We start from the raw sequence: 22,093 nt of genomic DNA on the forward strand, positions 1-22,093 counted from the left end.
ATTCATAAAGATTCTGATACATGACAATTATGTTCCAAATAAAAAACCCTTCTGGCCTACTGGACAGAAGGGTATAAACAGCTTAATGCGATTGGGGTGATCCATGATTCATAGGACTCGAAGGAGAAGGAGTCTGGTTAATCGGTACTACTTTACTACCCTGTAGTTGTCTAGAGACTTGAGGCTGATTGGTGGCTAGACCAAACGAATTTTGCATCTGTGCCATATCTGCCTCCGCCAATTGAGGTACTTGGTAATATTGATGCTTATTTTGATACAAGAAAATTTCATATGCCATTTCAATACAGTTTGGAATGCTATCAGCTAGAACCCTTCTCACGACTGGATTGGTTGCTTCCGTGGCAGCCACAGTTCGGATGCCCGCCAATGTTTTAAGCATGATCAACATATGACCAGAAATACCTTCATCCTTCACTTCCAACATCGAATGAATCGGTTTCTTCGGCTGAGAAGGCTTCATTCCGTAGACAATGGTATCATTATGCTGCGTCATTTGATAACGAAGCGTTCCATGTACGGGGTCTTCTCCCGTGGAAAACGCCTGGACTAACATATTGTACTCATCTGTCAAAAACTGATATTGACGGTCCAGAATCGTTAATAGCTCTGAACACTTGACATATTGTCGGGACATCGTATATGAATCTAACGTGCTCACTGTTACGGATAAAACTTCATGTATATCAAATACTTCGTGGCCACTGTGGTTTCGTTTTACCGTACCAACATGCATGTTTGGAGCGTTATTCATAAGAACCCCTCCTTAGATCATATGATGTGCCCGATCTTATACTGTCCCAAAAGACAAACACCCATGTAGGAAAGTATTGGACTACAAAAAAAGGAAACGCATATGTACGTTTCCATCTACTACTTAATTTCGGGTTCGGTTTCCAGCGAGGAAACACGTAAAACCTGCATAGTCTGTTGGATAATATCTTTTGCAACAGGGGCAGCCGTTGTACCACCTGAGGCATCTGCACCCTTTGGCTCATCCAATGCCACATATACCACAACCTTAGGATTATCTGCTGGAGCGAAACCAATAAAAGAGGTGATATAAGTATTAGGTAAGTATTTACCCGTTTTTGGGTCCGGCTTTTGGGCAGTACCTGTTTTTCCTGCCACTCGATAGCCAGGGACATCTGCCTTTTGTCCAGTACCTTTTTTAATGACATCACGTAGGATTTGTTTCACCTCGGTTGCGGTTTCAGGACGAATAATCTGATGCTTCTCAACCGCTGGTTGTTCGACCGTCTTTTTCGTTTTTGGATCGATCACTTCTTTTAACAGGTGAGGCTTGATCAAGTTTCCTCCGTTAGCAATGCTACCAACCGCTTGGACTTGTTGAATAGGAGTTACCGCAATCCCTTGACCAAAAGACGTTGTCGCTAATTCGGATGCAACTAGCTCTCGACCAAAAAAATAACCGCTTCCTTCACCCGGCAGGTCAATGCCCGTCTTACGACCTATCCGATCTGTTATCCGTCCAAAACCAAAACGATCGATATACTCATATAATTTCTCAGAACCCAGATGGTCCCCCATCTTCACAAAGCCAACATTGCTGGATTGGATAACCCCTTCACGATAGGAGATATCACCCCAACCGCCTCTCTTCCAATCACAAATCGGATTATTTAGGCCTGCTACTTGGATACATCCGGAAGTATATGTACTATCTGCTTCAAATTTACCTTCCTCAATAGCCGCCGCAAGTGTCACAATCTTAAATGTAGATCCTGGTTCAAATTGACTTTGTACTGCCATATTATGGCCATTTTCTGTATTATAAGTAGTAGACGCTTTTCGGAGATCAAAGGTAGGACGACTTACCATTGCCAAAATCTCACCATTCGATGGGTCAGCCACAATAGCCGTTGCACCTTTGGCTTCATACTGTTTCATAGCCTGATCCAATACTTTCTCTACATGGGTCTGGATACTCGCATCGATGGTCAGAACAAGGTCTTTTCCATCAATCGGAGGCTTATACGACTCAGGTCCATCAGTTACCATCATTCCATTAGCCGCTTTTTTGTATTTCACATAGCCATCTTTACCACGAAGCAAGTTTTGATAAGTACTTTCAATTCCACCAACTGGCTTCTCTTCACTATTTAGAAAGCCTAGTAGGTGAGCTGATCCAGCTTCGGTATATTGTCGCTGGGTTGTTTTATAAGCATAAATCCCTTTTAGTTCTTTCTTTTGCTTTAATCGAAGATAATTCGCATACACTTCTTTTGAAAAATAAATTTTGCCCGCTTCTCGGTCTCTTAACTCTGCATATTTTCCTTTTTTACGCAACAAGCCTGTCAAATTTTCTTTTGAAATCTCTAGAAGGGAAGATAGTTGTGTTGCCGTTTTGTCTATATCTTTCTCTTTCACCTGGCTCGGATCAGCAGTAAAAAAATAGGCTGGTTCTTCCCAAGCCATAGCATAATTTTTACTACGGTCGTAAATGGTTCCACGTTTCGCTTTTAAAACCGGGTTGTTGTTGTTCCAAATTTTCTCTGCATCCTTGGTTAGCTCGGACGAGGCAACCGTTTGGATCCACAGTAAGCGAAACGTAACACCCGTCAATAGTCCCAACAAGACCAACCCGATGATAAGAGAGCGAAATTTACTTCGTTTTCCTGTCTGCTTTTCTGTCATTTGCATAGAATGGTTCTCCTCGGCAAAGAAATTATCTAAGATTCTTAATTATTCTATTACCATCTATGGTGTGTTTTTTTCTTTTCCTGCCGAAGAAATTTTCTTGCTCTCAATGATTTGCAAGCCATTCTGTTCTGCATATTGACGAATTCGTGTATCGCTCTGAAGCTTGTTTTTCTCCGCTTCTAATTGAAGGTTGGCTTCTTTGACTTGTTGAATCTCTTTGTCCGCCTTCTGGATAGCAAGATTTAATTCTGCGGTTTCAGCATATCGAGATACAACTAAAACGGTCAAGGCTACACATATAATGACACTTCCGATGTATAATAGCTTTTCTGGTACAGTAAGCCCTTTGATTAGGGGTTGTTTTTTTACTTTGACTTGTGTACTTGTAGGGGTAAGCGGTCTTGCTACCGCAACATTACCACGTTCCTGTCTCATCCAAATAGCCTCCTTACGCTACCTATACATTTCTTTTTTTGAACTCTCTTTCTTGACCTATACCCTGTTTGTAAGACCTTGTCACATGAAACAAGGTCTTATTATCTATATTTTTTCAGCAACACGTAACTTCGCAGACCGTGCACGAGCATTTTGTTCCAATTCTTCAGCGCTTGGTGCGGTCGGTTTACGCGTGATGATCTTTAGCTTTGGTTTTTGGTGACACGTACATATAGGGAAATTTGGTGGGCAGATACATCCCTTTGCCTGTTCCAAATAAAATTGCTTACAGATACGATCTTCTAGTGAGTGGAATGTGATAACACTGACTCTACCACCAGGAACTAGAATCTCCATCACCTGCTCCAGTGCTTCTTCAAATACAGTTAATTCTTCATTTACAGCGATTCGGATTGCCTGAAATGAACGTCTTGCCGGATGAGGCCCACTACGTCTGGTAGCAGCTGGAATCGCCTCTTTGATGATCTCGGCTAACTCCGTTGTCGTTTCAATCGGCTTACTTGTTCGATATTCTACGATCCGCCGAGCAATGCGACGACTAAACTTCTCTTCTCCGTATATGTACAGAATTCGAGCAATCTCTGCCTCGTCGTATTGGTTTACTACCTCAAATGCTGTCCGTTCCTGTTCTCGATCCATTCGCATGTCCAAAGGGGCTTCATAGTGATAACTAAATCCTCTTTCACTCTCATCTAACTGTGGGGAAGAGACTCCTAGATCAAATAAAATTCCATCCACCCCAGTAAACCCTAAATCTTTTACTACTTGCGCGATATGACGAAAGTTTGTTTTTACCAAATGGACTTTGCATGTCGCGCCTTCTAGCCGCTTTCTTGCAGCAGATAGTGCTTTTGTATCCTGATCCAAACCAATTAACACACCGTCTTGACTCAATCGACTCGCTATCAATCCGCTATGACCTGCTCCACCTAACGTGCAATCTACATATACTCCATCTGGTTTGATCTTTAGTCCGTCTACAGCTTCATCTCTTAGTACTGTTACATGATTAAACAATGGTGCTCATCCTTATCCTTAGAAATCCAGATCTACTAAGCTTTCAGCGATCTCGTTAAATGACTCTTCTGAAGCAGAATAATAAGAATCCCATTGTTCCTTGCACCAAATCTCAACACGAGTGGAGACGCCGATCACAACACATTCTTTCTGCAGCTTAGCAAATTCTCGTAAATGTGGGGGAATATGGATACGCCCTTGTTTGTCTAACTCTGCTTCACTCGCTCCTGAAAAAAGGAATCGTGTGAACTTCCGGGCATCTGCTTTGGTAAATGGGAGTGTTTTACATTTCTGCTCTAATTGTGTCCATTCTGACCGAGGGTATGCAAATAAACAATGATCCAAGCCACGGGTTACAACAAAAGACTGACCAAGTCCTTCGCGGAATTTAGCTGGCATGATCAGTCGACCTTTATCGTCAACCGAATGCCTGTATTCCCCCATAAACATCTTGGATCCCTCCCCTCGTCACCACTTCCCTCCACTTTCCTCCACATTGGTAAGTATACCACACGCAAAATAAAAAATCCTGCATGCAAATGCAGGATTAGAACATTTATACAATTTCTGGGATTGATCAATCCAATTGCCAGCTAGCAAGATATTTCTCTTGCTCAACAGTAAGTGAATCAATTTGGATTCCAAGAGATTCAAGGAAATAACGAGAAACTTGTTCATCAATTTCGTAAGGAACTTCCATTACGCGCTTCCCAATACGTTGATAATTTTCATGAACAAAGAGCAATGATAGGGTTTGCAAGGCAAATGTCATATCCATAATTTCAGCTGGGTGACCATCTCCTGCTGCCAAGTTCACGAGGCGACCTTCCGCTAGAAGATAGATCTTACGACCATCTGCTAACACAAACTCTTCTATGTCTTTACGAACCGTTTGCTTACTTACTGCCATCGCTGACAAGCCCTCGGTGTCGATCTCAACATTAAAATGACCCGCATTGGATAAAATAGCACCATTCTTCATTGATTTCATGTGTTCAGCCGTAATAACTCCTTTATTGCCTGTTACCGTAACAAAATAGTCACCTTGTGTTGCCGCTTCTGAGATCGGCAACACAGTAAAACCATCCATATGCGCTTCTGTCGCCTTCACAGCATCAATCTCCGTTACAATTACTTTCGCTCCTAAGCCTTTCGCACGCATGGCAACCCCTCGTCCACACCAGCCATAACCAACCACTACAACCGTTTTTCCCGCTACTACTAGGTTTGTCGTACGATTAATTCCGTCCCATACGGATTGACCGGTTCCATATCGATTGTCAAACAAATATTTAGAAAGTGCATCATTTACCGCAATCATAGGGAATTTTAACTCGCCAGTTTTTTCTAACGCTTGAAGACGTAAGATTCCAGTCGTCGTCTCTTCACATCCACCTCGAACTTGCTCGGCTAGATCAGGACGCTCTGAGTGAAGAACAGTTACAAGATCCCCACCATCATCAATGATTAAGTCTGGTTTGGTTTCTAGTGTTTTAATGAGATGATCTTTATACTCTTCTGGTGACGGATTGTATTTCGCAAATACCGTAACACCATCTGCCGCTAGCGCCGCGCACACATCATCTTGAGTGGAAAGTGGATTACTACCCGTAATCACGACCTCTGCACCCGCATCTCGAATCACTTCTGCTAAGTTGGCTGTTTTCGCTTCCAAATGTAGAGAGATCGCTACACGCAATCCAGCTAGTGGGCGATCTACCTTTAGTTGTTCACGTAAACGGTTCATTACTGGCATATGATCGGCTGCCCAATTAATTTTTAGTCTTCCGTCATGTGCTAATGCCGGATTTGCAATAATACTACGTTCTAATGAGTTCATTCAAAGCACTCTCCTCTAGGTTTAATCACTTTGTAGATAAAACAATAGATCTGCTCTTATGGATAGTATGTAATAGAAAGGACATGTATGCATTATAACACACTTAACCACTCGGAATAACATGAATTATAAACTTGATACTATTTTATTATATCGGAATCACTTGCAAGAAAGGAATGCATCTTTAAAAATGAACCATAAAATGATGGTTTGATTGCTTATCACGTAGCAACTGCAAAACACGATCAATCCAATCAAGTCCATAGGCATTCCAATAGTAGATCAGATTATAGACTCTTTCTTGGGGTTGCTCATTTGGAGAGATCCCTTGCAACAATTCGTCCCATTGGCGCAAGGTGGTCTGATGGATATCCCTCATCGTACGCTCGACAAATCGTTGATAAAATTGAATTTGCTCGGTAACTTTTTCGATGTTTTTTTGTCCCATCTCTTCTGTCTGTCTTCCTAACTGAGAATGGATCTGTTTAATCAAAGGTTGATATAGATCAACCACTTGTTTCTTCATCGCCTCAAATAAAGGGTCGATTTGGAAAGAAAATTGGTCTTTAAGCCACTCTTCTCGGATCGAAGCTCCCTCTGTAAGATATGTTTCCCATGAATGTCCAAATTCCCGTTTTCGAGCATCGACATGACGTTCTACTAAGGTGATCTGAAAGCGCGGATACACAATCGGCATAGACAAACCTGCGTGAATAAAGGCTTCTTTCAAGACACCCCAGTAAGCTACTTCACCCGGGCCCGCTACAAAGGCTAAAACAGGGAACAGGTATTCCTGCATCAATGGGCGTGTGGCGACATTATTACTAAATCGCTCTGGCGTGTGTTGGGCAATCTGACAGAGCTCTGAGGTCGTAAAGGTTCGTTTTCCTTCCCTTGTCACCCACTGATCACCTTCCCGATCTAAGAGAACACGACCATGATCAGTGATCAAAAACAAATTCGCTTGATTTGGTTGAGTGTGGATTGGGTCCGCGTAACCAACTTCTTGGAATTGTTGAATACTCTTTTGTATAGATGCTTGGATCGGCTTACTTTGGTGAATCAAACGAAGAAAAAAATCTCGTTCTATTTGTCTGACGTGAGGATCGGCAGAATCTATCAACACCAGACCATATTTAGCAAATAAGGAATGAAGAAGACGTGCAAAAAAACGACCCCAAGATGGTCTGTCATGAACAAGTTCCTGACAAGCTTCTAACCACTTCGTTTTATATGGCGTATCCACGTAGTGTTCACTTATTTCCCGCAACCAATTTTGCAGATCTTCCGGATCAATGGTAAGATGCGAGACTGCTTCCCTGTTGTTTTTTGCTGCCTCGACTCGGTAACGCTTTTTTAGCATGCCTTCTTTCCTTTGTATCCATATGTGATTTACTTCATCTAAATCATGATCTTCTCCTGCAATCCAAAACACTGGAATGACCGGCTTACCTAGTTCCTGCTCTTGCTTTCGAGCCAATTCAATAATGGTAAACACTTTATGTATCGTATAAAGAGGCCCTGTTAATAAGCCTGCTTGTTGACCACCGATCACGACCAATGAATCTTCTTGCCGCAAGCGCTCTAGATTTGCTTCTATTTCGGGGTGTAGTAATTCAGGTTGATGATAATCGTATAAAACCTCTACCAATTTTTGGCGATCCACTCGCTGAGAAAGGTTAGCATAGACCTCCTGTGCACGCACTGGATAAGAAGAACTTTTCAATGGATGATATGAGAAAAAAGAATGAACTGGATGCTCTGGTTCGAGATAATCGTTCATTAGTTGGTTTTGCCAAGGATTCTTTATACACTCAATCTTCATTCGTGATTCCTTCTTTTCTGATTTCAATTTAAAAAGGTAAGTTACTAAATAAATAATACCATAAAATATGATGTGCATACAAAGATGTTCGATAGATAGCCCGAGGAAAACAACTACAATGTATTGGTATTTCGCTTATTATGTACCTCTTTTGCCTTTACAAGAGTGTAAAGCATCTCATGCCAGTAGACAGGGACTTTATGTTCCTTTGCATACTGGATGATCGCGCCGTTGATTGAATCAATCTCTGTCTGTTTTCCACCCTGAACATCTTGAAGCATAGATGAGAGATTTTGTGATGTTAAGTTGCATACTTCTCTTATTTTTTTGATCGTTCGAGAGTGATCTAGCTCCACCCCAATACGATTGGCCACCTGACATGTTTCCACCGTTAACTTTTCCATTATGTTCTCTAACTCTACACTGAGTAGCTCCCCGTTAGGCACTTCCAGTATCGTCGTCAGTGGGTTGATGACTGCATTTACAGCTAGCTTTTCCCACATACGCTTCAAAATCATATTTTCTGTTCGAATGGGAGAAATGACGATGGGTTGTATGGTTTTCACGAAATCTTGCAGAAGGGGCTTCCACTGTTCTTGATGAGGAAAGGTACCGATCCATGTCTCTCCTTGTCCCGTATGGACAACATGGGTATCGCTTTTTCGATAAGCCCCTTCCGTAGTAATGGCTACATAGGTATCAGGACGATGTTGTAGTTCATCAATGGCTTTCTCTTGGCCCAAACCATTTTGCCAAAAAAGGATTTGGGTAAACGGAAGGGAACAACGTTGAATTAGTTCCATGACGTTTTGTAACTGATATTGTTTTACCGTAATGAAAATAATATCAAAAGGGGAGAGTTCACTTGTTTCTTCAATCGGACAACTTGTAACATTTGTATGATTGACTTGACCGTCTAGCTCCTCGCAAGAGATACCTGCTTGTACAATCCTCTTATGTTGCTCGATAGTATGTGTTAAGACTGTGACCTCATAGGACAATCGAGATAATCGAGATGCCCATAATAATCCGATTGAACCAGCTCCCACAATAGCAATTCGCATGGTTTCTTTTCTCCCCCTCTCCACGTGCATAACGAAAAGGAGCCGTTATGAAAGACCCCTTTTTGTTTTTCATATCACTTATTATACTGGGTACACGGGATGTTTGCGTTCACTAAATATCATTTCTTTGCTTTCGTATAATTCCAAACGCTCTTTTAGCTCATCCCTCAATCGATTGGGAGCGATAATACCGTCGATAATGAGCTCACTTGCTAAACGATATAAGTTGATATCTTCTTGATATTCTTCTCGTTTTTGCTGAATAAATTCATTACGCTCTGACTCTTCTAACTGAGCGATTTTATTGCTATATACAGCATTTACAGCAGCCTCAGGTCCCATGACGGCAATTTTGGCTGTTGGGAGAGCTAAACAACAATCAGGCTCAAAAGCAGGACCCGCCATAGCGTAAAGTCCAGCGCCATATGCTTTACGGACAATAATCGAGATTTTCGGTACAGTTGCTTCTGACATCGCTGCAATCATCTTAGCTCCGTGTCTGATAATCCCCGATCGCTCTACCTGTGTACCAATCATAAATCCAGGGATATCGGATAAGAAAATCAACGGGATATTAAAAGCATCACATAACGTAATAAAACGGGCTGATTTATCTGCCGAATCGACAAATAGGCTACCTGTCTTCATTTTAGACTGATTCGCAATAATCCCAACAGCCCGTCCATCTAACCGCGCGAATCCTGTTATAATCTCCTTTGCAAATAATTCCTTCATCTCGAAAAATGAATTCTCATCAATAAGGGCACGAATCATTTCTTTCATATCAAAAGCTACATTCTGATTATCGGGAACAACCTCTTCTATACTCCTAATACCTGCTTGAATCGACTTCGCCTCTATTTTAGATGTCTTCTGTTTGTAATTAGCTGGGAAGTAGCTTAAATAGCGACGAGCCATCTCAATCGCTTCTTCTTCATTTTTCGCTAACACATCTCCACAACCACTTACGGAACAATGCATCCTAGCTCCGCCCATCTCCTCCAATGTTACCTTTTGACCGATTACCATCTCAGCCATCCGAGGGGATGCGAGATACATACTTGCATTCTTGTCTACCATAATTACAATATCGCAAAATGCAGGAATGTACGCACCACCTGCGGCAGAGGGCCCAAACAAAATACATACTTGTGGTACCATTCCAGACATTTTCACTTGGTTATAGAAGATTCTCCCTGCACCACGGCGATTCGGAAACATCTCCAATTGATCCGTAATTCGTGCCCCAGCTGAATCGACCAAGTAGAGCATCGGAACCTTTAGTTTTTGTGCAGTCTCTTGAATGCGAATGATTTTCTCCACTGTACGAGAGCCCCAAGATCCTGCCTTTACTGTAGAGTCATTTGCCATAACACATACGGTCTGGCCATTCATCTTCCCCGTTACCGTGATCACTCCATCCGCTGGAAGCCCTTCTTCCATACAGTTCGCAAATAATCCGTCCTCAACACGAATCGTTCCCGAATCTAACAATAACTCCAAGCGATCTCGAACAAACAATTTGTTTTGCTCCGCATTTTTTTCATGATACTTGGTTGCCCCACCAGCTTGAATCTTTTGAACTCGTTCCTTTAATTCTTTTGTCCACTGATCGTTCATCTTGAAATCCCTCCTATTTCCCTTGATAGTTCGGTTTTCGTTTCTCTGCAAACGCACGTAAACCTTCTAAACGATCTTCAGTTGGTAATAGCGTTTCATATGCCTTCGCTTCCACCCATATCCCCGTTCGAATATCTGCTTCAAGGCCACGATCAATCGCAAACTTAGCTTGAGCAAGAGCGAGTGGTGCGTTCGCACACATCTGACTAGCCAACTCTAACGCTTTTTCCATTCCTGTCCGGCTCTGTTCCACATAGCTGGCGATTCCCCAGTCAAGTGCTTCTGCAGATGTCAAACGCCTCGCTGTAAAAATTAATTCCTTTGCTTTACTACTACCGATTAAACGTGCTAAACGCTGGGTTCCTCCTGCTCCCGGAATAATCCCTAAAGAAGTTTCGGTTAATCCAAGCTGAACATGACTCTCTACAATCCGCATATCGCATGATAAAGCTAACTCCAAACCACCACCAAATGCATATCCATTCATCACACCGATGACTGGTTGGGGTAAATCTGCTATTTCCGTAAATGTATCTCGAATCGTCATCAAAAACTCACGCACCTGTTGCTCAGACATTGTTTTTCGCTCTTTTAAATCAGCTCCCGCACAAAAAAATTTCTCTCCTGCTCCTGTTAACACAACCACTCGAATATCCCTACGACAAGATATTTCCCGAACCACTTCACGAAGCCTACAGAGTGTCGGAAAATTAAGTGCATTTCCGGCACCCGCTCTATTTAGTGTAAGAGTAGCAATCCCTTGTTCCACCTCAAGTCGTATCTCTGACATGAGCCTAACCCCCTATTATGCTAAATGGGCACGTAATACTTTTGAAGGTAATTTTTTCCCTAATTGTCCCTCCAACCATTGACTGGTGCGGCATAGTTGATCAAGATCCACTCCCGTGTCAATCCCCGACCCTTGGAGTAAATAGATTAAGTCTTCCGTTGCTAGATTTCCAGAAGCGCCTGGTGCATATGGACAACCTCCAAGCCCACCGATCGAGCTATCAAATGTTTGTATCCCCATTTCGAAGGCTTTATAGGCATTTGCAACGCCCATTCCTTTCGTATCATGGAAATGCACTGCTAATTTCTCTGCTGGAAACTGGCTCAAAAGCGACCCTAACACCCGCTTCACGCTTGCTGGAGTAGCAACTCCGGTGGTGTCTCCTAATGATATTTCGTAAACTCCGAAATCGAACAAGCGCTCACTCATCTCATGGACCTGATCGAGCGAGATTTCTCCTTCATAAGGGCAACCAAATACAGTGGAAAGGTAAGCACGCACTCGTAGTCCTTGCTCCAACGCTACTGGGACGAATTTCATAAAATCAGCCAAACTCTCTTCTCGCATTCGGTTCACATTTTTTTGATTATGCGTTTCGCTGGCTGAACAAAAGATCGCAATCTCTTTTAAAATAGAGTGGTTGACTCGTTCCAACCCCTTGGCATTCGGAACAAGTACACGGTAGTTCACATCTGAGTCAGCAGGCAACTCCGCTACTAATTCGTCGGCATCGGCCAATTGGGGAATCCATTTAGGATGAACAAAAGAGGTAGCTTCGATCTCTCTTAATCCGGAGGCAACTAACTTCTGGATGAGTGTTTTTTTCGCATAAGTAGATAAAAATCGTTTCTCATTTTGTAATCCATCACGCGGTCCCACTTCAACGATTCGCACATTCACCTTACATCCCTACTAACTCAAGTAAGACATCGCCTTCAGCAACAAAATCCCCTTCATTTACCATGATTTTTGATACTTTCCCATCTATTTCTGCGGAAAGAGGGATCTCCATCTTCATCGACTCTAAAATAATGACATCTTGACCACTATCGACCACATCCCCCTCACTCACTAGCACTTTCCATACCGTTCCTGCCATACTTGCTTCTACCTTATTCATCTCTTCACTTTCCCTTCCGATTAGCTAGAATCGTTGTATCATACTTGCCGGATACAAAATCAGGATGATCCAGCAATTCTACTAGTAGTGGTAGGTTACACTTGATGCCCTCTATCTTCATTTGAGAGAAAGTCTCTCTGCTTCTTGTGAGTACTTCCTCTCTACTCGAACCTGAGATAATGCATTTCGCAATCATCGGATCATAAAAGGGAGTAATCGTATTTCCAGCTTCTACTCCAGCATCAAAGCGAATTCCGGCTCCTTCTGGTAGTGAAAAAACTTCGATTTTTCCAGGTGACGGGAAAAAGGTAACCGGATCTTCTGCATATAAACGATATTCAATCGCATGTCCTTGTGGTTGTAAGTCCGTTTGCTTCCATGGAAGCGCTTTCTCTTCTGCGATTGCTAACTGCCATGATACGAGATCAAGGCCTGTAATCGATTCTGTAACCGGATGCTCCACTTGTAAACGAGTGTTCATCTCAATAAAATAGCAATTCTCTTGTTGGTCCACAAGAAATTCAACCGTTCCTGCTCCGTAGTAACCAACCGCATGAACTGCTTGGAGAGCCGTCTGGTACAACTTCTCTCGCGCTTCCTGACTAATCGAGGGAGATAGACTCTCCTCAATTATTTTTTGGTTACGACGTTGAACCGAACACTCTCTTTCAAATAGATGAAGCGCATTTCCATGCTGATCGGCCAATACTTGTACTTCAATATGCCGAGAGCGCTCTAAAAACTTCTCCAAAAAGACAGCGGAACTTCCAAAGTACATCCCCGCCCGTTTCTGTGTAGTTGCGAAATGTTGCTCTAGTTGTTTATCAGAATGACAAAGCACCATTCCAACCCCACCACCACCTGCACTTGCTTTCAAAAGTACAGGATAGCCAATTTGATTCGCAATGTGTACAGCTTCTTCCCATGTTACGATTTCTCCTGACCCAGGCACAACTGGAACATTCGCCTCTATCATCACTTGCCGAGCTGTTACCTTGTCTCCCATTTGGGCGATTACACTTGGCTTCGGTCCAACCCAGATCAATCCAGCATCTAACACCTTTTGGGCAAAGGTAGCATTCTCAGAAAGGAGCCCATAACCAGGATGGACAGCGTCTGCACAAACTTTCTTGGCAACATCTATAATCGTATCCATTTGTAGATAGCTCTTAGCTACAGGAGGCTCCCCGATTAGATATGACTCATCTGCCATTTTAACAAAGGGCATCTCCAGATCCGCTTGCGAATAAACAGCTACCGTTTGAATCCCCTGCTCTCTACAAGTTCGGATAATTCGGGATGCAATCTCACCACGGTTCGCAATCAGCAATTTTTGAATCAAAACGCTATCACCTTTCCCTCTTAATAAATTTATTTAAGTTAATAAGATTCCAATTTAAAATTCTCGGTATAGACATTCAATTCCTGCTAGTAAATAAAATTCGTGTATAATAAAAGGAGTGAAAGAAGATTCATGATAAGGAGGAACTCCTTGTGACGTACAAAGTAGAGCGTCTGCAAATTAATTACAAAACCTTAGAAGAATTCCAGAAATTTCGTGAGTTTGGCCTCCCAGAACTTTCTATGTTAGAAGACTTACAAGATAATCTGGTGGAGAATGACAACTACTCTTCTCCTTTCTACGGTATCTATCTGCAAGAGCAATTAGTTGCCCGTATGAGTTTATACGAAGTGGAGGCAAAGTATGACCAGTACTTCTCTCCCTCTCAAACCTTTTATGAACTATGGAAACTCGAAGTATTAACCGAATATCGGGGTCAAGGACTCGGGAAAGCACTCGTACAATTCGCACTAAGCCTAGGAAGTCCCATCAAGACCAATGCTCGACATCGCTCCGATCCTTTCTGGGATAAAATCGGTTTTATTCCCTGTAAATATAATCCCGTTCGAGATCGCGGAGAAAGTCCTTATGTCTGGCTACCAGAAGGCACCACTCTACAAGAATGAAAATAGGAAGCCCACTTTTCAGTAGGGCTTCCTTCATTATTTGTCCACTCTCTCTAAGTTTCCATTTGTCTCCATACGAAAGCGAGACTTATCTTCTTCCTCTTCTTCCGACAAAATGGATAACTTACGAGCACGATCCATAATTTGAACCAGCATCCGATAGTCATCATTTACCATTCGATAATCTCTTTCCACATGATTCAACTGGCTCTTCATCTCTTGATTTTCATGTTGAAGGCGAGCAAGGTATTCCTCTCGATCCATCAACTCTTTTTCCAACTGCTTTTGCTGACGTTTTAGCTCTGTCATCTCATTTTTATGTTGACGCAAATAGCGAATAATATGGTCCAAAGAATATACAGGATCAGATCCCTCTTGATACTCTTCAAACTCTATTCTCGGCATAGACTGGCTCATATTTACACTGCTATGGGATAGAGATGGAGTACTTGAAATTCTGACACGTTCTTGACTTCTTTTTTGACGTTGGCTTTTCGCAATTTGAATCGCAGCATCATACTGCTTGCGTACTGCACTATTCCACCGAAAGCCACACGCTGCGGGAGTACGCCCTAATCTCTCTGCCACTTCTTCAAATGCAGAAAGCTGAGTTCCTCCCTCTCGAATATGACGCAAGGTTATCTCTGCTAGAATCAAGTCATCTTCCGCAGTCCAAGCATCTTGACGTTTGACAGCCATAGACTTCCTCCTACCTTTTCAGATCCATAGACATACTAGTCTTCGCTCTATCTGTATGCAAACCATAAGAATTGTAGTATCTACTCTACTCTTTTTTTTATTGCCGAAAGCGAGTGCTTGTATACATCTAGCCCAGCCTGATAGGAGGAACATTTCATCTGCCACGACGAATCAAAAAGGAGTCAACTGCCAGGCGATGCTCTTCTGTCTCCCAAAAAAATCCACACTTTTTAGCCTCTAGTTCAAATAAATCAGTACTAGATATCCCTTTTTCTACTTGTTTTGCTAGCTGCTTGTAATGCCTGATTAGATCCCGAGAAAGCTTCGTAAAGGGATGTAGCCAATGATGAAATTGATCTTCAAATGATTGATCCTCTTCACATAGTAAAAAATCTACCATCCCCAGTTCCATTCCTTCTCTAGCGGAATACCTTTTTCCACTTAATAAAATTTTCATCGCAACTGAAGTCCCTACTTTTTTCATCAATCGTGTTGCCCCACCCCAGCCCGTTGTAATGCCAAGGCGCACTTGAATCATACCAAGTGTCGCATGATCACTTGCAACAACCCAATCACAACTCATTGCGATTTCACATCCTCCTCCTACAGCAGGACCTTCAATCCTCGCGATCGTGAGAGCAGGTAGCTGGTGAATACGTTCTAAAATCGCTCCCATACGCTTCATAATAGGCTCTATCTCCGCACAAGTGTGTAGCTGGTGAAACTCTTCTAAATCCCCACCTGAGACAAAAGCGTTTACATCTCCACGAAATAGTATGATTTTTATCTGTGAATCTTGCTCCCACTCTAATAATAACTGCTCTAGCTCACTCATCATCCGCTGATTCACGGCATTTCGAACCGTTGGGCGATGAAATTGAACGATGGCAACATCACCCTGTTTATGGTATTTTACAGTTCCCATTTCTAAGCATCCTCTCTCTTTTGCTTGCGACTCATGAGTGCACTTAGTATAATGTATTTGGTTATACTAGCTAAATCAAGGTCATTACGAACAGCAAAGCCATACATAGGAAGGAGTGGGGCTTGTGGATCGCATGTTTAAAGTATTAGGATTCTGGGCGTTTATCATCGCTATCATGTTCTTAGCAGGTGGCCATCATTTTCAGATTCCCGCAATCCTATTCTTCGTGCAAGCACTGCTATTTTATATCTTCGGTGCTATGAAACTTACCGAAAAAACCTACATGTACTTGTTTGGCGGTTATATGTTTGTCTCTTTCGTCGGCATGGTTTGGTATGCAAACTTTATGATGAAAATGCCAGCTTAACCAGTACCAAGTGGCCAACTAGGGATTTCCGTAGTTGGCTTTTTTGTTTATCGTGGTACCTTTCGTTTGTATGAGCACTTGAAATGCTTCTCCCATCCACTGCGGGTGAACTAACTGCTGAATCGCTCGTCTTGTTTTTTCAGTCAAAGAAAATGGATCAGGAGTTGGAAGCGGCATTAAATCCAAAATCCCCTGTTCGAGTAAAAATTCAGACTGTAACTGATGTGAAACCGTCTCTAAATTGTACTTTTCTCCCCATTGTTTGAGTAAATCAAAATTTACATGCGCCGTCAGATCTACCTCCCCCACTCGTTCTGGAAGATGGGACACAATCTGGTGTTCACAATAACCTCGAATCGTTCCCTGGTAACGAAAATCAGCATAAAGTTCCTTCATCGAAACTCCATAATCAATCGTAAAAATAGTTCCCCTATTCATCCACTTAGAGAGGGTTTGTAGCCATTTCTTAGCGTGGAGGTTCATTTCAACTCGTTGCCCTACCTTAGAGGGAATCGGAAGCTCCTGAATAGCTTGCGAGAGCTCTTCCGATGAATAATCTCCTAGTTCCTCTTTCCATTGTTCATCATCCTCACTAATGTATACTTCTAGCCATCTCGTTCCATCCCATTCCAGAAGATGAATCGGAAATGCATCTACCAATTCATTGCTATATAGAATCGTGTATGATTTTGGTTCAATCTCTTCTACTTTTTCACACCACTGGATTGGATATCGACTCATCGGTTGTAAACGCTCCTGTTGAATCCGCCTATGCTCACTACTTGTTTCAACTAGATAGATCTCCGCTTCATCTGAAGAAACCCCAAATCCAACCAAAGCTCGAATTACCTGTTCCATGAGACGACCGTCTCCTGATCCCATCTCGACTAACTGCCAGACAGAACTTTTCGACATTTGACTCGACTTCCATTTGCTCACTTCGTTTAAAAATGCCTTTGCCAGCACAGCTCCATAAACATCACCAACGTGAGCATTGGTATAAAAATCACCTTTTTTTCCTAACTTTATACGATTCTGAGAATAATAACCCCACTTAGGATGATAAAGAGCTGTATTCATAAATTGTTGATACGAAATATGCTGATTCGGATGTTCTCGCATCCATGTTATGATCTCATTTTTTATACACTCTACTGTCTTCACTCTTTTCCCCTCTCCTAACCGCACAGAAAAGAGTGAACTTGTTTGCCCACTCTCTTCCTAATCTTATTTAATTCATGACCATTACTCAACAGGGCCCATCCACCCTAACATGCCACCCTTGAGATTAAATAAATGGGGATATCCGTGATCTGCTAATACTTCTGCAGCATACACACTACGTACCCCACTCCGACAAATCAGTAGGATATTTTGATCCTTAAAATCCGTTAACTCCGCTTGGCGTTGTTCCAATTGATCTAAAGGAATATGAAGCGACTCAGGGATGTGTCCTTCTTCATATTCTTCTTTCGTCCGAACATCCACCCAAACATAGCGACCTTTCTCTTCTTGATAACGATCACTTACCTCACTTGCTTCTATATGCTGATAACTCATAAAATCCTCCTACTACCTTTTAGGTAAAATTTCATTTACATACACTTCTAGTTGTGCCAAATTTAACTCTCCCATGTTTTGTCTCGCTACAATCCCTTTATCATCGATAAAAAAAGTACTAGGAATCGGTCCAACACGGTACAGACGAGTAACATCTTTATCCGGATCCAGCCAGACGGGGAAATCGAGATCGTACGATTTCATAAAGGAATGAACAGCTACGTCACTTTCTCCCACATTTACGGCTACAATTTCGAATCCCTTGTCTTGGTATTTCTTATACACTTGTTTCATCGCTGGCATCTCGGCTTTACAAGGTTCACACCACGTACCCCAGAAATTTAACATAACTCCTTTTCCCTTTAGATCACTCAGCGACATTTTTTTACCATCTAGTGTCGTTAAAGTAAAGTTTGGGGCTACATCTCCTCTACCTGGTTGCTTCCCGCTGCTACTCATCTGATAAATTGTATAACCTACCATCACAATTAAGACTACAAAAATAAGCCGCCGTACCCAGTATCTTGTCTGTTTGTTCATCTCACTCACCTGTTAGTTAGAATCCTTGGAAGCCCGTCCACTTAATAAGATATTGAGTAATCCAAGTCAATTTATCAAAATAAAGCAACAAACCGAAGACGATCATCACAAAACCGCCAATTTTCATGATTCGCTCTGAGTACTTGAGAATCCAGCGTGTTTTCCCTACAAAGAAGGCCATGATAAAAAATGGAATCGCAAAGCCAACCGTATATAAAGTTGTGTAAAATAGCGCTCTTTCAGGCTCACTCGAAGCAAGGCCCAAAACTCCACCTAAAATCGGTCCTAGGCAAGGAGTCCACCCAGCCGAATACCCAAATCCAATCAAAAACGAACTTAGATAGCTAACTCGTTTCGTGGAAATGGTAAGCTTCTTCTCTTTCATCAAAAATTTGGGTTGAAAGATTCCCGACATAAAAAGCCCCATAACCACCATTAAGATCGCGCTTAGCATCCGAATCGTCTCTTTATAGGATACGAATACTTCACCAATCCAGCTCACCGTAAAGCCTAACGCATAAAAGATTAACGAAAATCCCAACAAAAAGAAGAATGTGTGGGTCATCGTCAAGCGAATCATCTCTTTACTGCGCCCTTCCCCACGAATTTGTGTTACCGAAATCCCTGTTATATACGACAGATAGGATGGATAAAGGGGTAAACAACACGGTGAGATAAATGATAAAAAACCCGCTGCAAAAGCCAACCAAGCTGTTACATTTACGGCTACGTCCACTTCTCTCTCCCCATCTCATAAATCTCTAATTAAGATACTGCTTCTTCAAACGTGCGAATTTTTGTTCGTCAATTGGGCCCGGTTGAAAATAAAGAATCTTTCCTTTCGCATCAACCAACACTTGCGTTGGAACCCCGCTAATCTGATATTGAGTAGCAATTCCCTTCTCATTTTGCTTCGGTTGATCTAAGTAAATGGGCATCGTAAGCTTGTAATTCATCACAAAGCCCTGTATATCTTCGATGTCATCTCCCGAAGTTACATTTAACAGGACAAAATTAATATCGTCTTTATGCGTTTGATACATTTTTTGAATGTCTGGCGCCTCACTTTTACAAGGACCGCACCAAGAAGCCCAGAAGTTGATGTAGGTTGGCTTCCCGTTGGTTTCATACAACTCTTTTTTCTCACCTGTCAGCGCCTGCGTAATGAAATTAGGAGCACAGTTCCCCGGTTTAATCCCAACTGGGCCCTCACATAATGCTTTTTTGGATGTAGTAGGTGAGCTTTGCTCCTTGGACACGGCAAAGTTATAAATCAGCGTCCCGATAATCGCTAACGCAATCAATACCACAATAAAGCGATTCCGTTTTTCCATCTTTACCACCTTTTTTCTACCATTATTCCATGATAAAAGGGTTACTTTTTCTTTCTCTGTTGATGGTCGTCTTCGGTCCATGACCACTATACACAACCGTATTCCCAGGCAGTTCCATTAACTTCTTTTTGATTGAATCCATCAACGTTCGATGACTCCCGCCATAGAGATCGGTTCGACCAATCGAATCACGAAATAGTGCATCCCCACTAAACACATGGACTCCATCGAAAAAACTAATACTTCCTGGCGAATGGCCTGGTGTATATAACACATCAAATTGAAATCCAGCAAGCTGCAGGGTTTCACCGCCAACTAATATATGTTCAGCTGGACGAGCCGTTAGCTTTGGCATCATGGGCCATCTTCCTGATCCATTCTTCATCGGATCTCCTAGCCAGTCCTCTTCTTCTTGATGTATGTATACAGGGGCACCCGTATGAGTGCGAACTTCCTCCACACCACCCATGTGATCAAAATGTGCATGAGTGAGCAAAATGGCCTCAATTTTTAGCTGTAATTCCTCAATCCTCTGTAGCAGACGATCTGGATTCATTCCTGGATCAAAAACAATTCCTTTTTTTGTATGCAAATCGTATACAAGATATGCGTTTGTCATAACAGGACCAAGCTCAAACATTTCTACTTTCATAATCGAATCCAACTCCCTCCTCTGACATTGTACTAAAACCATTCTACTGCGCAAAGAGGACAAGACATACTTCTTTTTAATTTGGGCAATCTAATGAACAAAGTTTGTTCGAAAGGATGATTCTTTATGAAAAGAGGAACATGTAGGCTCATTAGCAGTTTCACCATTACAGCTTTATTTATTACGATTGCAACGGGATGTAATCAGAATAACAAGCCACCTTCCAACGATGCCAGTCCGAAGGCTCAAAATATAAGCTATAAGCAAACAGCACCCGACACGTCCCTACCGGCAAAACAAAATAGGACAAAAAACAATTCTGATCACCTCGTTCAATTAGCCAAACAAGTACCTCAAGTAAAAGAAGCAAGTGCCATTGTACTAGGAAAATATGCAGTTGTCGCCATTGATGTAAATCCAGACTTAGACAGTGCCCGGGTTGGTACAGTCAAATATGCAGTTGCACAAGCTCTTCGAGATGATCCGCAAGGAAAATCAGCGCTAGTAACAGCTGACGTGGATTTATTACATCGTATTAAGAAGATGAATGAAGAAATCAGTCAAGGTCGTCCCATAGCCGGTATTATGAATGAATTAGGCGCCATCGTCGCTCGAATCGCCCCCCAACCTTCAAACGAAGTAAAAAAGCGTGAACGTGATGAAACAAAGCAGGATCGTAATGATACCCATCAATGAATCTATCTCCTTCGGGCACTAGAGGCTCTCTATTTGTTTGACGGTTCATTTGCTGTATACTAGAAGTATCTCGATATGTAAGGAAGTACCTACTATGAAAATCATTTGTATTCTATGCGAACAACGATTCGAGCCAGATCGGCGTCAAAAACATAAATTGCGAAAGCACCCTCACATGATTCAAATTTGCTTTGACTGTCACAGTCGTATTTCCGAACAGGTGGAGGAACGAGAAAGGTTATTACCTCCTCCTGAGCGAACCAATACCCGTGTTTTTACAGGTAAACGGAATCGTTCAAGATGGAAGAGTGCTAGTAACGTTCTCGACAGCAATTTATCAGCCAAACGGGCAGATAGTATGTAGCACAAAGAAGTCTTCTCTGTTGGATAGTACCCATGAGAGAAGACTTTTTTGTTTGCGTGTTTATTCGCTTGTATTATATCGTGGTTCTGATTGAATCTGTTGGATAAGCAACTCTGCTTGATCCAGTCGATATGACTTTATATGTGTGGTGCCTTCTTGCTCATATGTAACTTGATAGTAATCCTTCGTTTTTTCAAACGAGAGTTTTTCTACTCCATGGTCTTCTTTTAGCATGTCTGTGAAAAATTGGACCGTATCTTTAGCAGATCGGTCACTGGAACGGTTTTTGGCTACAATGCTGATTTGAAGCCAGTTGTCGAGGGCATCTTCCAGGCGCATAGTGGGATTCCTCCTTTTGTTAAGGGCTTATTGATGTGGTGAAAGAGGATAGGAGAGTCTGTTCGATTACGGCGAGGTTAGCGATCCTATTTAGCGTAGCGGTCCGTAGTGTAGGGCGTTTTGGTGCAATGTCCGAGCGTACTTTGTGAGTTTTGCACCTGCCCTAGCTACGGATTGCGAAGCGGACATCTTCACTTCTCTGTGGGATCGGTATTTGAGCAGTCAGCGAACAGAC

At 42.3% G+C, this 22,093-nt stretch carries 26 protein-coding genes; 4 read left to right on the top strand and 22 right to left on the bottom strand.

Translation table 11 applies throughout. The features are described from left to right. Positions 1-82: 82 nt before the first annotated feature. The 13 genes from BT147_RS05100 to BT147_RS05160 all read right to left on the bottom strand — a co-directional run bounded on the left by BT147_RS05100 (position 83) and on the right by BT147_RS05160 (position 13,756). Positions 83-772, bottom strand: coding sequence for a spore coat protein (locus tag BT147_RS05100; protein WP_072331745.1), 690 nt, complete (start codon positions 770-772; stop codon positions 83-85). A gap of 119 nt (positions 773-891) precedes the next feature. Continuing rightward, a complete protein-coding gene (locus BT147_RS05105) occupies positions 892-2,682 on the bottom strand; it encodes a peptidoglycan D,D-transpeptidase FtsI family protein (RefSeq protein WP_072331748.1) in 1,791 nt (596 codons plus the stop codon). A gap of 57 nt (positions 2,683-2,739) precedes the next feature. Continuing rightward, a complete protein-coding gene (ftsL, locus tag BT147_RS05110) occupies positions 2,740-3,117 on the bottom strand; it encodes a cell division protein FtsL (RefSeq protein WP_072331751.1) in 378 nt (125 codons plus the stop codon). A gap of 105 nt (positions 3,118-3,222) precedes the next feature. After that, positions 3,223-4,155, bottom strand: a complete 933-nt coding sequence (gene rsmH, locus BT147_RS05115; RefSeq protein ID WP_072331754.1) for a 16S rRNA (cytosine(1402)-N(4))-methyltransferase RsmH — start codon at positions 4,153-4,155, stop codon at positions 3,223-3,225. Between the two features lie 18 nt (positions 4,156-4,173). Further along, positions 4,174-4,605 (bottom strand): division/cell wall cluster transcriptional repressor MraZ, encoded by a 432-nt coding sequence (gene mraZ / locus BT147_RS05120; protein WP_072331757.1) that lies wholly within the window; start codon positions 4,603-4,605, stop codon positions 4,174-4,176. A gap of 127 nt (positions 4,606-4,732) precedes the next feature. Further along, the gene (locus BT147_RS05125; protein ID WP_072331761.1) at positions 4,733-5,995 is read right to left on the bottom strand and encodes an adenosylhomocysteinase; all 1,263 of its coding nucleotides are present in this window, start codon (positions 5,993-5,995) and stop codon (positions 4,733-4,735) included. 184 nt (positions 5,996-6,179) lie between these two features. Further along, positions 6,180-7,820 (bottom strand): bacillithiol biosynthesis cysteine-adding enzyme BshC, encoded by a 1,641-nt coding sequence (gene bshC, locus BT147_RS05130; RefSeq protein WP_072331764.1) that lies wholly within the window; start codon positions 7,818-7,820, stop codon positions 6,180-6,182. 113 nt (positions 7,821-7,933) lie between these two features. After that, the gene (locus tag BT147_RS05135) at positions 7,934-8,884 is read right to left on the bottom strand and encodes a ketopantoate reductase family protein (RefSeq protein ID WP_072331767.1); all 951 of its coding nucleotides are present in this window, start codon (positions 8,882-8,884) and stop codon (positions 7,934-7,936) included. 81 nt (positions 8,885-8,965) lie between these two features. Then, entirely contained in the window at positions 8,966-10,504 is a 1,539-nt protein-coding gene (locus BT147_RS05140) for an acyl-CoA carboxylase subunit beta (protein WP_072331770.1), read from the bottom strand. A 13-nt stretch (positions 10,505-10,517) separates the two neighbouring features. After that, positions 10,518-11,294, bottom strand: a complete 777-nt coding sequence (locus tag BT147_RS05145; protein ID WP_072331773.1) for an enoyl-CoA hydratase-related protein — start codon at positions 11,292-11,294, stop codon at positions 10,518-10,520. Positions 11,295-11,309: 15 nt separating this feature from the next. Then, positions 11,310-12,194, bottom strand: coding sequence for a hydroxymethylglutaryl-CoA lyase (locus tag BT147_RS05150; protein WP_072331777.1), 885 nt, complete (start codon positions 12,192-12,194; stop codon positions 11,310-11,312). Between the two features lies 1 nt (position 12,195). Next, entirely contained in the window at positions 12,196-12,414 is a 219-nt protein-coding gene (locus tag BT147_RS05155) for an acetyl-CoA carboxylase biotin carboxyl carrier protein subunit (protein ID WP_072331780.1), read from the bottom strand. 4 nt (positions 12,415-12,418) lie between these two features. Beyond that, the gene (locus BT147_RS05160; RefSeq protein ID WP_353640704.1) at positions 12,419-13,756 is read right to left on the bottom strand and encodes an acetyl-CoA carboxylase biotin carboxylase subunit; all 1,338 of its coding nucleotides are present in this window, start codon (positions 13,754-13,756) and stop codon (positions 12,419-12,421) included. 152 nt (positions 13,757-13,908) lie between these two features. On the opposite strand from BT147_RS05160, the gene BT147_RS05165 reads away from it, so the two are divergent. After that, positions 13,909-14,382, top strand: coding sequence for an N-acetyltransferase (locus BT147_RS05165; protein ID WP_072331783.1), 474 nt, complete (start codon positions 13,909-13,911; stop codon positions 14,380-14,382). A 36-nt stretch (positions 14,383-14,418) separates the two neighbouring features. On the opposite strand, the gene BT147_RS05170 is transcribed toward BT147_RS05165, so the two are convergent. After that, positions 14,419-15,081 (bottom strand): RsfA family transcriptional regulator, encoded by a 663-nt coding sequence (locus tag BT147_RS05170; protein WP_072331785.1) that lies wholly within the window; start codon positions 15,079-15,081, stop codon positions 14,419-14,421. A 154-nt stretch (positions 15,082-15,235) separates the two neighbouring features. After that, positions 15,236-16,006, bottom strand: a complete 771-nt coding sequence (locus tag BT147_RS05175) for an enoyl-CoA hydratase/isomerase family protein (protein ID WP_072331788.1) — start codon at positions 16,004-16,006, stop codon at positions 15,236-15,238. Positions 16,007-16,139: 133 nt separating this feature from the next. On the opposite strand from BT147_RS05175, the gene BT147_RS05180 reads away from it, so the two are divergent. Then, positions 16,140-16,373, top strand: coding sequence for a DUF2626 family protein (locus tag BT147_RS05180; protein ID WP_286119112.1), 234 nt, complete (start codon positions 16,140-16,142; stop codon positions 16,371-16,373). Positions 16,374-16,391: 18 nt separating this feature from the next. On the opposite strand, the gene BT147_RS05185 is transcribed toward BT147_RS05180, so the two are convergent. From BT147_RS05185 to BT147_RS05210, 6 genes are all read right to left on the bottom strand, one after another. Beyond that, positions 16,392-17,537 (bottom strand): class I SAM-dependent methyltransferase, encoded by a 1,146-nt coding sequence (locus BT147_RS05185; protein WP_072331794.1) that lies wholly within the window; start codon positions 17,535-17,537, stop codon positions 16,392-16,394. A gap of 81 nt (positions 17,538-17,618) precedes the next feature. After that, complete coding sequence (locus tag BT147_RS05190) at positions 17,619-17,933, bottom strand: rhodanese-like domain-containing protein (protein WP_072331797.1); 315 nt, start codon at positions 17,931-17,933, stop codon at positions 17,619-17,621. 12 nt (positions 17,934-17,945) lie between these two features. Continuing rightward, positions 17,946-18,473 (bottom strand): thiol-disulfide oxidoreductase ResA, encoded by a 528-nt coding sequence (gene resA, locus BT147_RS05195; protein ID WP_072331800.1) that lies wholly within the window; start codon positions 18,471-18,473, stop codon positions 17,946-17,948. Positions 18,474-18,489: 16 nt separating this feature from the next. Further along, positions 18,490-19,209 (bottom strand): cytochrome c biogenesis CcdA family protein, encoded by a 720-nt coding sequence (locus BT147_RS05200; RefSeq protein ID WP_072331803.1) that lies wholly within the window; start codon positions 19,207-19,209, stop codon positions 18,490-18,492. Positions 19,210-19,234: 25 nt separating this feature from the next. Beyond that, the gene (locus tag BT147_RS05205; protein WP_072331806.1) at positions 19,235-19,807 is read right to left on the bottom strand and encodes a TlpA family protein disulfide reductase; all 573 of its coding nucleotides are present in this window, start codon (positions 19,805-19,807) and stop codon (positions 19,235-19,237) included. A gap of 22 nt (positions 19,808-19,829) precedes the next feature. Then, a complete protein-coding gene (locus tag BT147_RS05210; RefSeq protein ID WP_083426407.1) occupies positions 19,830-20,459 on the bottom strand; it encodes an MBL fold metallo-hydrolase in 630 nt (209 codons plus the stop codon). Between the two features lie 126 nt (positions 20,460-20,585). Between BT147_RS05210 and BT147_RS05215 the strand changes: the two genes are divergently transcribed. Continuing rightward, positions 20,586-21,155: a YhcN/YlaJ family sporulation lipoprotein gene (locus tag BT147_RS05215; RefSeq protein WP_072331812.1), complete on the top strand. Its 570-nt coding sequence runs from the start codon at positions 20,586-20,588 to the stop codon at positions 21,153-21,155. A 94-nt stretch (positions 21,156-21,249) separates the two neighbouring features. Continuing rightward, the gene (locus BT147_RS05220) at positions 21,250-21,519 is read left to right on the top strand and encodes a DUF2197 domain-containing protein (protein WP_072331814.1); all 270 of its coding nucleotides are present in this window, start codon (positions 21,250-21,252) and stop codon (positions 21,517-21,519) included. Between the two features lie 60 nt (positions 21,520-21,579). Here BT147_RS05220 and BT147_RS05225 read toward each other — a convergent pair whose 3' ends face one another. Then, the gene (locus BT147_RS05225) at positions 21,580-21,858 is read right to left on the bottom strand and encodes a hypothetical protein (protein ID WP_072331817.1); all 279 of its coding nucleotides are present in this window, start codon (positions 21,856-21,858) and stop codon (positions 21,580-21,582) included. Between the last annotated feature and the right edge of the window lie 235 nt (positions 21,859-22,093).

This window comes from Thermoactinomyces sp. DSM 45891 (assembly GCF_900119485.1).
Classification (GTDB): Bacteria; Bacillota; Bacilli; order Thermoactinomycetales; family Thermoactinomycetaceae; genus Baia.

What these genes read in the sequence shown, in the direction of transcription:
- BT147_RS05105 (WP_072331748.1), bottom strand. Translation starts at nt 2,682, where the DNA reads ATGCAAATGACAGAAAAGCAGACAGGAAAACGAAGTAAATTTCGCTCT.
- BT147_RS05100 (WP_072331745.1), bottom strand. Translation starts at nt 772, where the DNA reads ATGAATAACGCTCCAAACATGCATGTTGGTACGGTAAAACGAAACCAC.
- BT147_RS05175 (WP_072331788.1), bottom strand. Translation starts at nt 16,006, where the DNA reads ATGGGAACTGTAAAATACCATAAACAGGGTGATGTTGCCATCGTTCAA.
- BT147_RS05190 (WP_072331797.1), bottom strand. Translation starts at nt 17,933, where the DNA reads ATGAGTTATCAGCATATAGAAGCAAGTGAGGTAAGTGATCGTTATCAA.
- BT147_RS05215 (WP_072331812.1), top strand. Translation starts at nt 20,586, where the DNA reads ATGAAAAGAGGAACATGTAGGCTCATTAGCAGTTTCACCATTACAGCT.
- BT147_RS05155 (WP_072331780.1), bottom strand. Translation starts at nt 12,414, where the DNA reads ATGAATAAGGTAGAAGCAAGTATGGCAGGAACGGTATGGAAAGTGCTA.
- BT147_RS05225 (WP_072331817.1), bottom strand. Translation starts at nt 21,858, where the DNA reads ATGCGCCTGGAAGATGCCCTCGACAACTGGCTTCAAATCAGCATTGTA.
- bshC (WP_072331764.1), bottom strand. Translation starts at nt 7,820, where the DNA reads ATGAAGATTGAGTGTATAAAGAATCCTTGGCAAAACCAACTAATGAAC.
- BT147_RS05210 (WP_083426407.1), bottom strand. Translation starts at nt 20,459, where the DNA reads ATGAAAGTAGAAATGTTTGAGCTTGGTCCTGTTATGACAAACGCATAT.
- BT147_RS05145 (WP_072331773.1), bottom strand. Translation starts at nt 11,294, where the DNA reads ATGTCAGAGATACGACTTGAGGTGGAACAAGGGATTGCTACTCTTACA.
- BT147_RS05170 (WP_072331785.1), bottom strand. Translation starts at nt 15,081, where the DNA reads ATGGCTGTCAAACGTCAAGATGCTTGGACTGCGGAAGATGACTTGATT.
- BT147_RS05205 (WP_072331806.1), bottom strand. Translation starts at nt 19,807, where the DNA reads ATGGAAAAACGGAATCGCTTTATTGTGGTATTGATTGCGTTAGCGATT.
- BT147_RS05180 (WP_286119112.1), top strand. Translation starts at nt 16,140, where the DNA reads ATGTTTAAAGTATTAGGATTCTGGGCGTTTATCATCGCTATCATGTTC.
- ftsL (WP_072331751.1), bottom strand. Translation starts at nt 3,117, where the DNA reads ATGAGACAGGAACGTGGTAATGTTGCGGTAGCAAGACCGCTTACCCCT.
- BT147_RS05220 (WP_072331814.1), top strand. Translation starts at nt 21,250, where the DNA reads ATGAAAATCATTTGTATTCTATGCGAACAACGATTCGAGCCAGATCGG.
- BT147_RS05135 (WP_072331767.1), bottom strand. Translation starts at nt 8,884, where the DNA reads ATGCGAATTGCTATTGTGGGAGCTGGTTCAATCGGATTATTATGGGCA.
- mraZ (WP_072331757.1), bottom strand. Translation starts at nt 4,605, where the DNA reads ATGTTTATGGGGGAATACAGGCATTCGGTTGACGATAAAGGTCGACTG.
- BT147_RS05125 (WP_072331761.1), bottom strand. Translation starts at nt 5,995, where the DNA reads ATGAACTCATTAGAACGTAGTATTATTGCAAATCCGGCATTAGCACAT.
- BT147_RS05140 (WP_072331770.1), bottom strand. Translation starts at nt 10,504, where the DNA reads ATGAACGATCAGTGGACAAAAGAATTAAAGGAACGAGTTCAAAAGATT.
- resA (WP_072331800.1), bottom strand. Translation starts at nt 18,473, where the DNA reads ATGAACAAACAGACAAGATACTGGGTACGGCGGCTTATTTTTGTAGTC.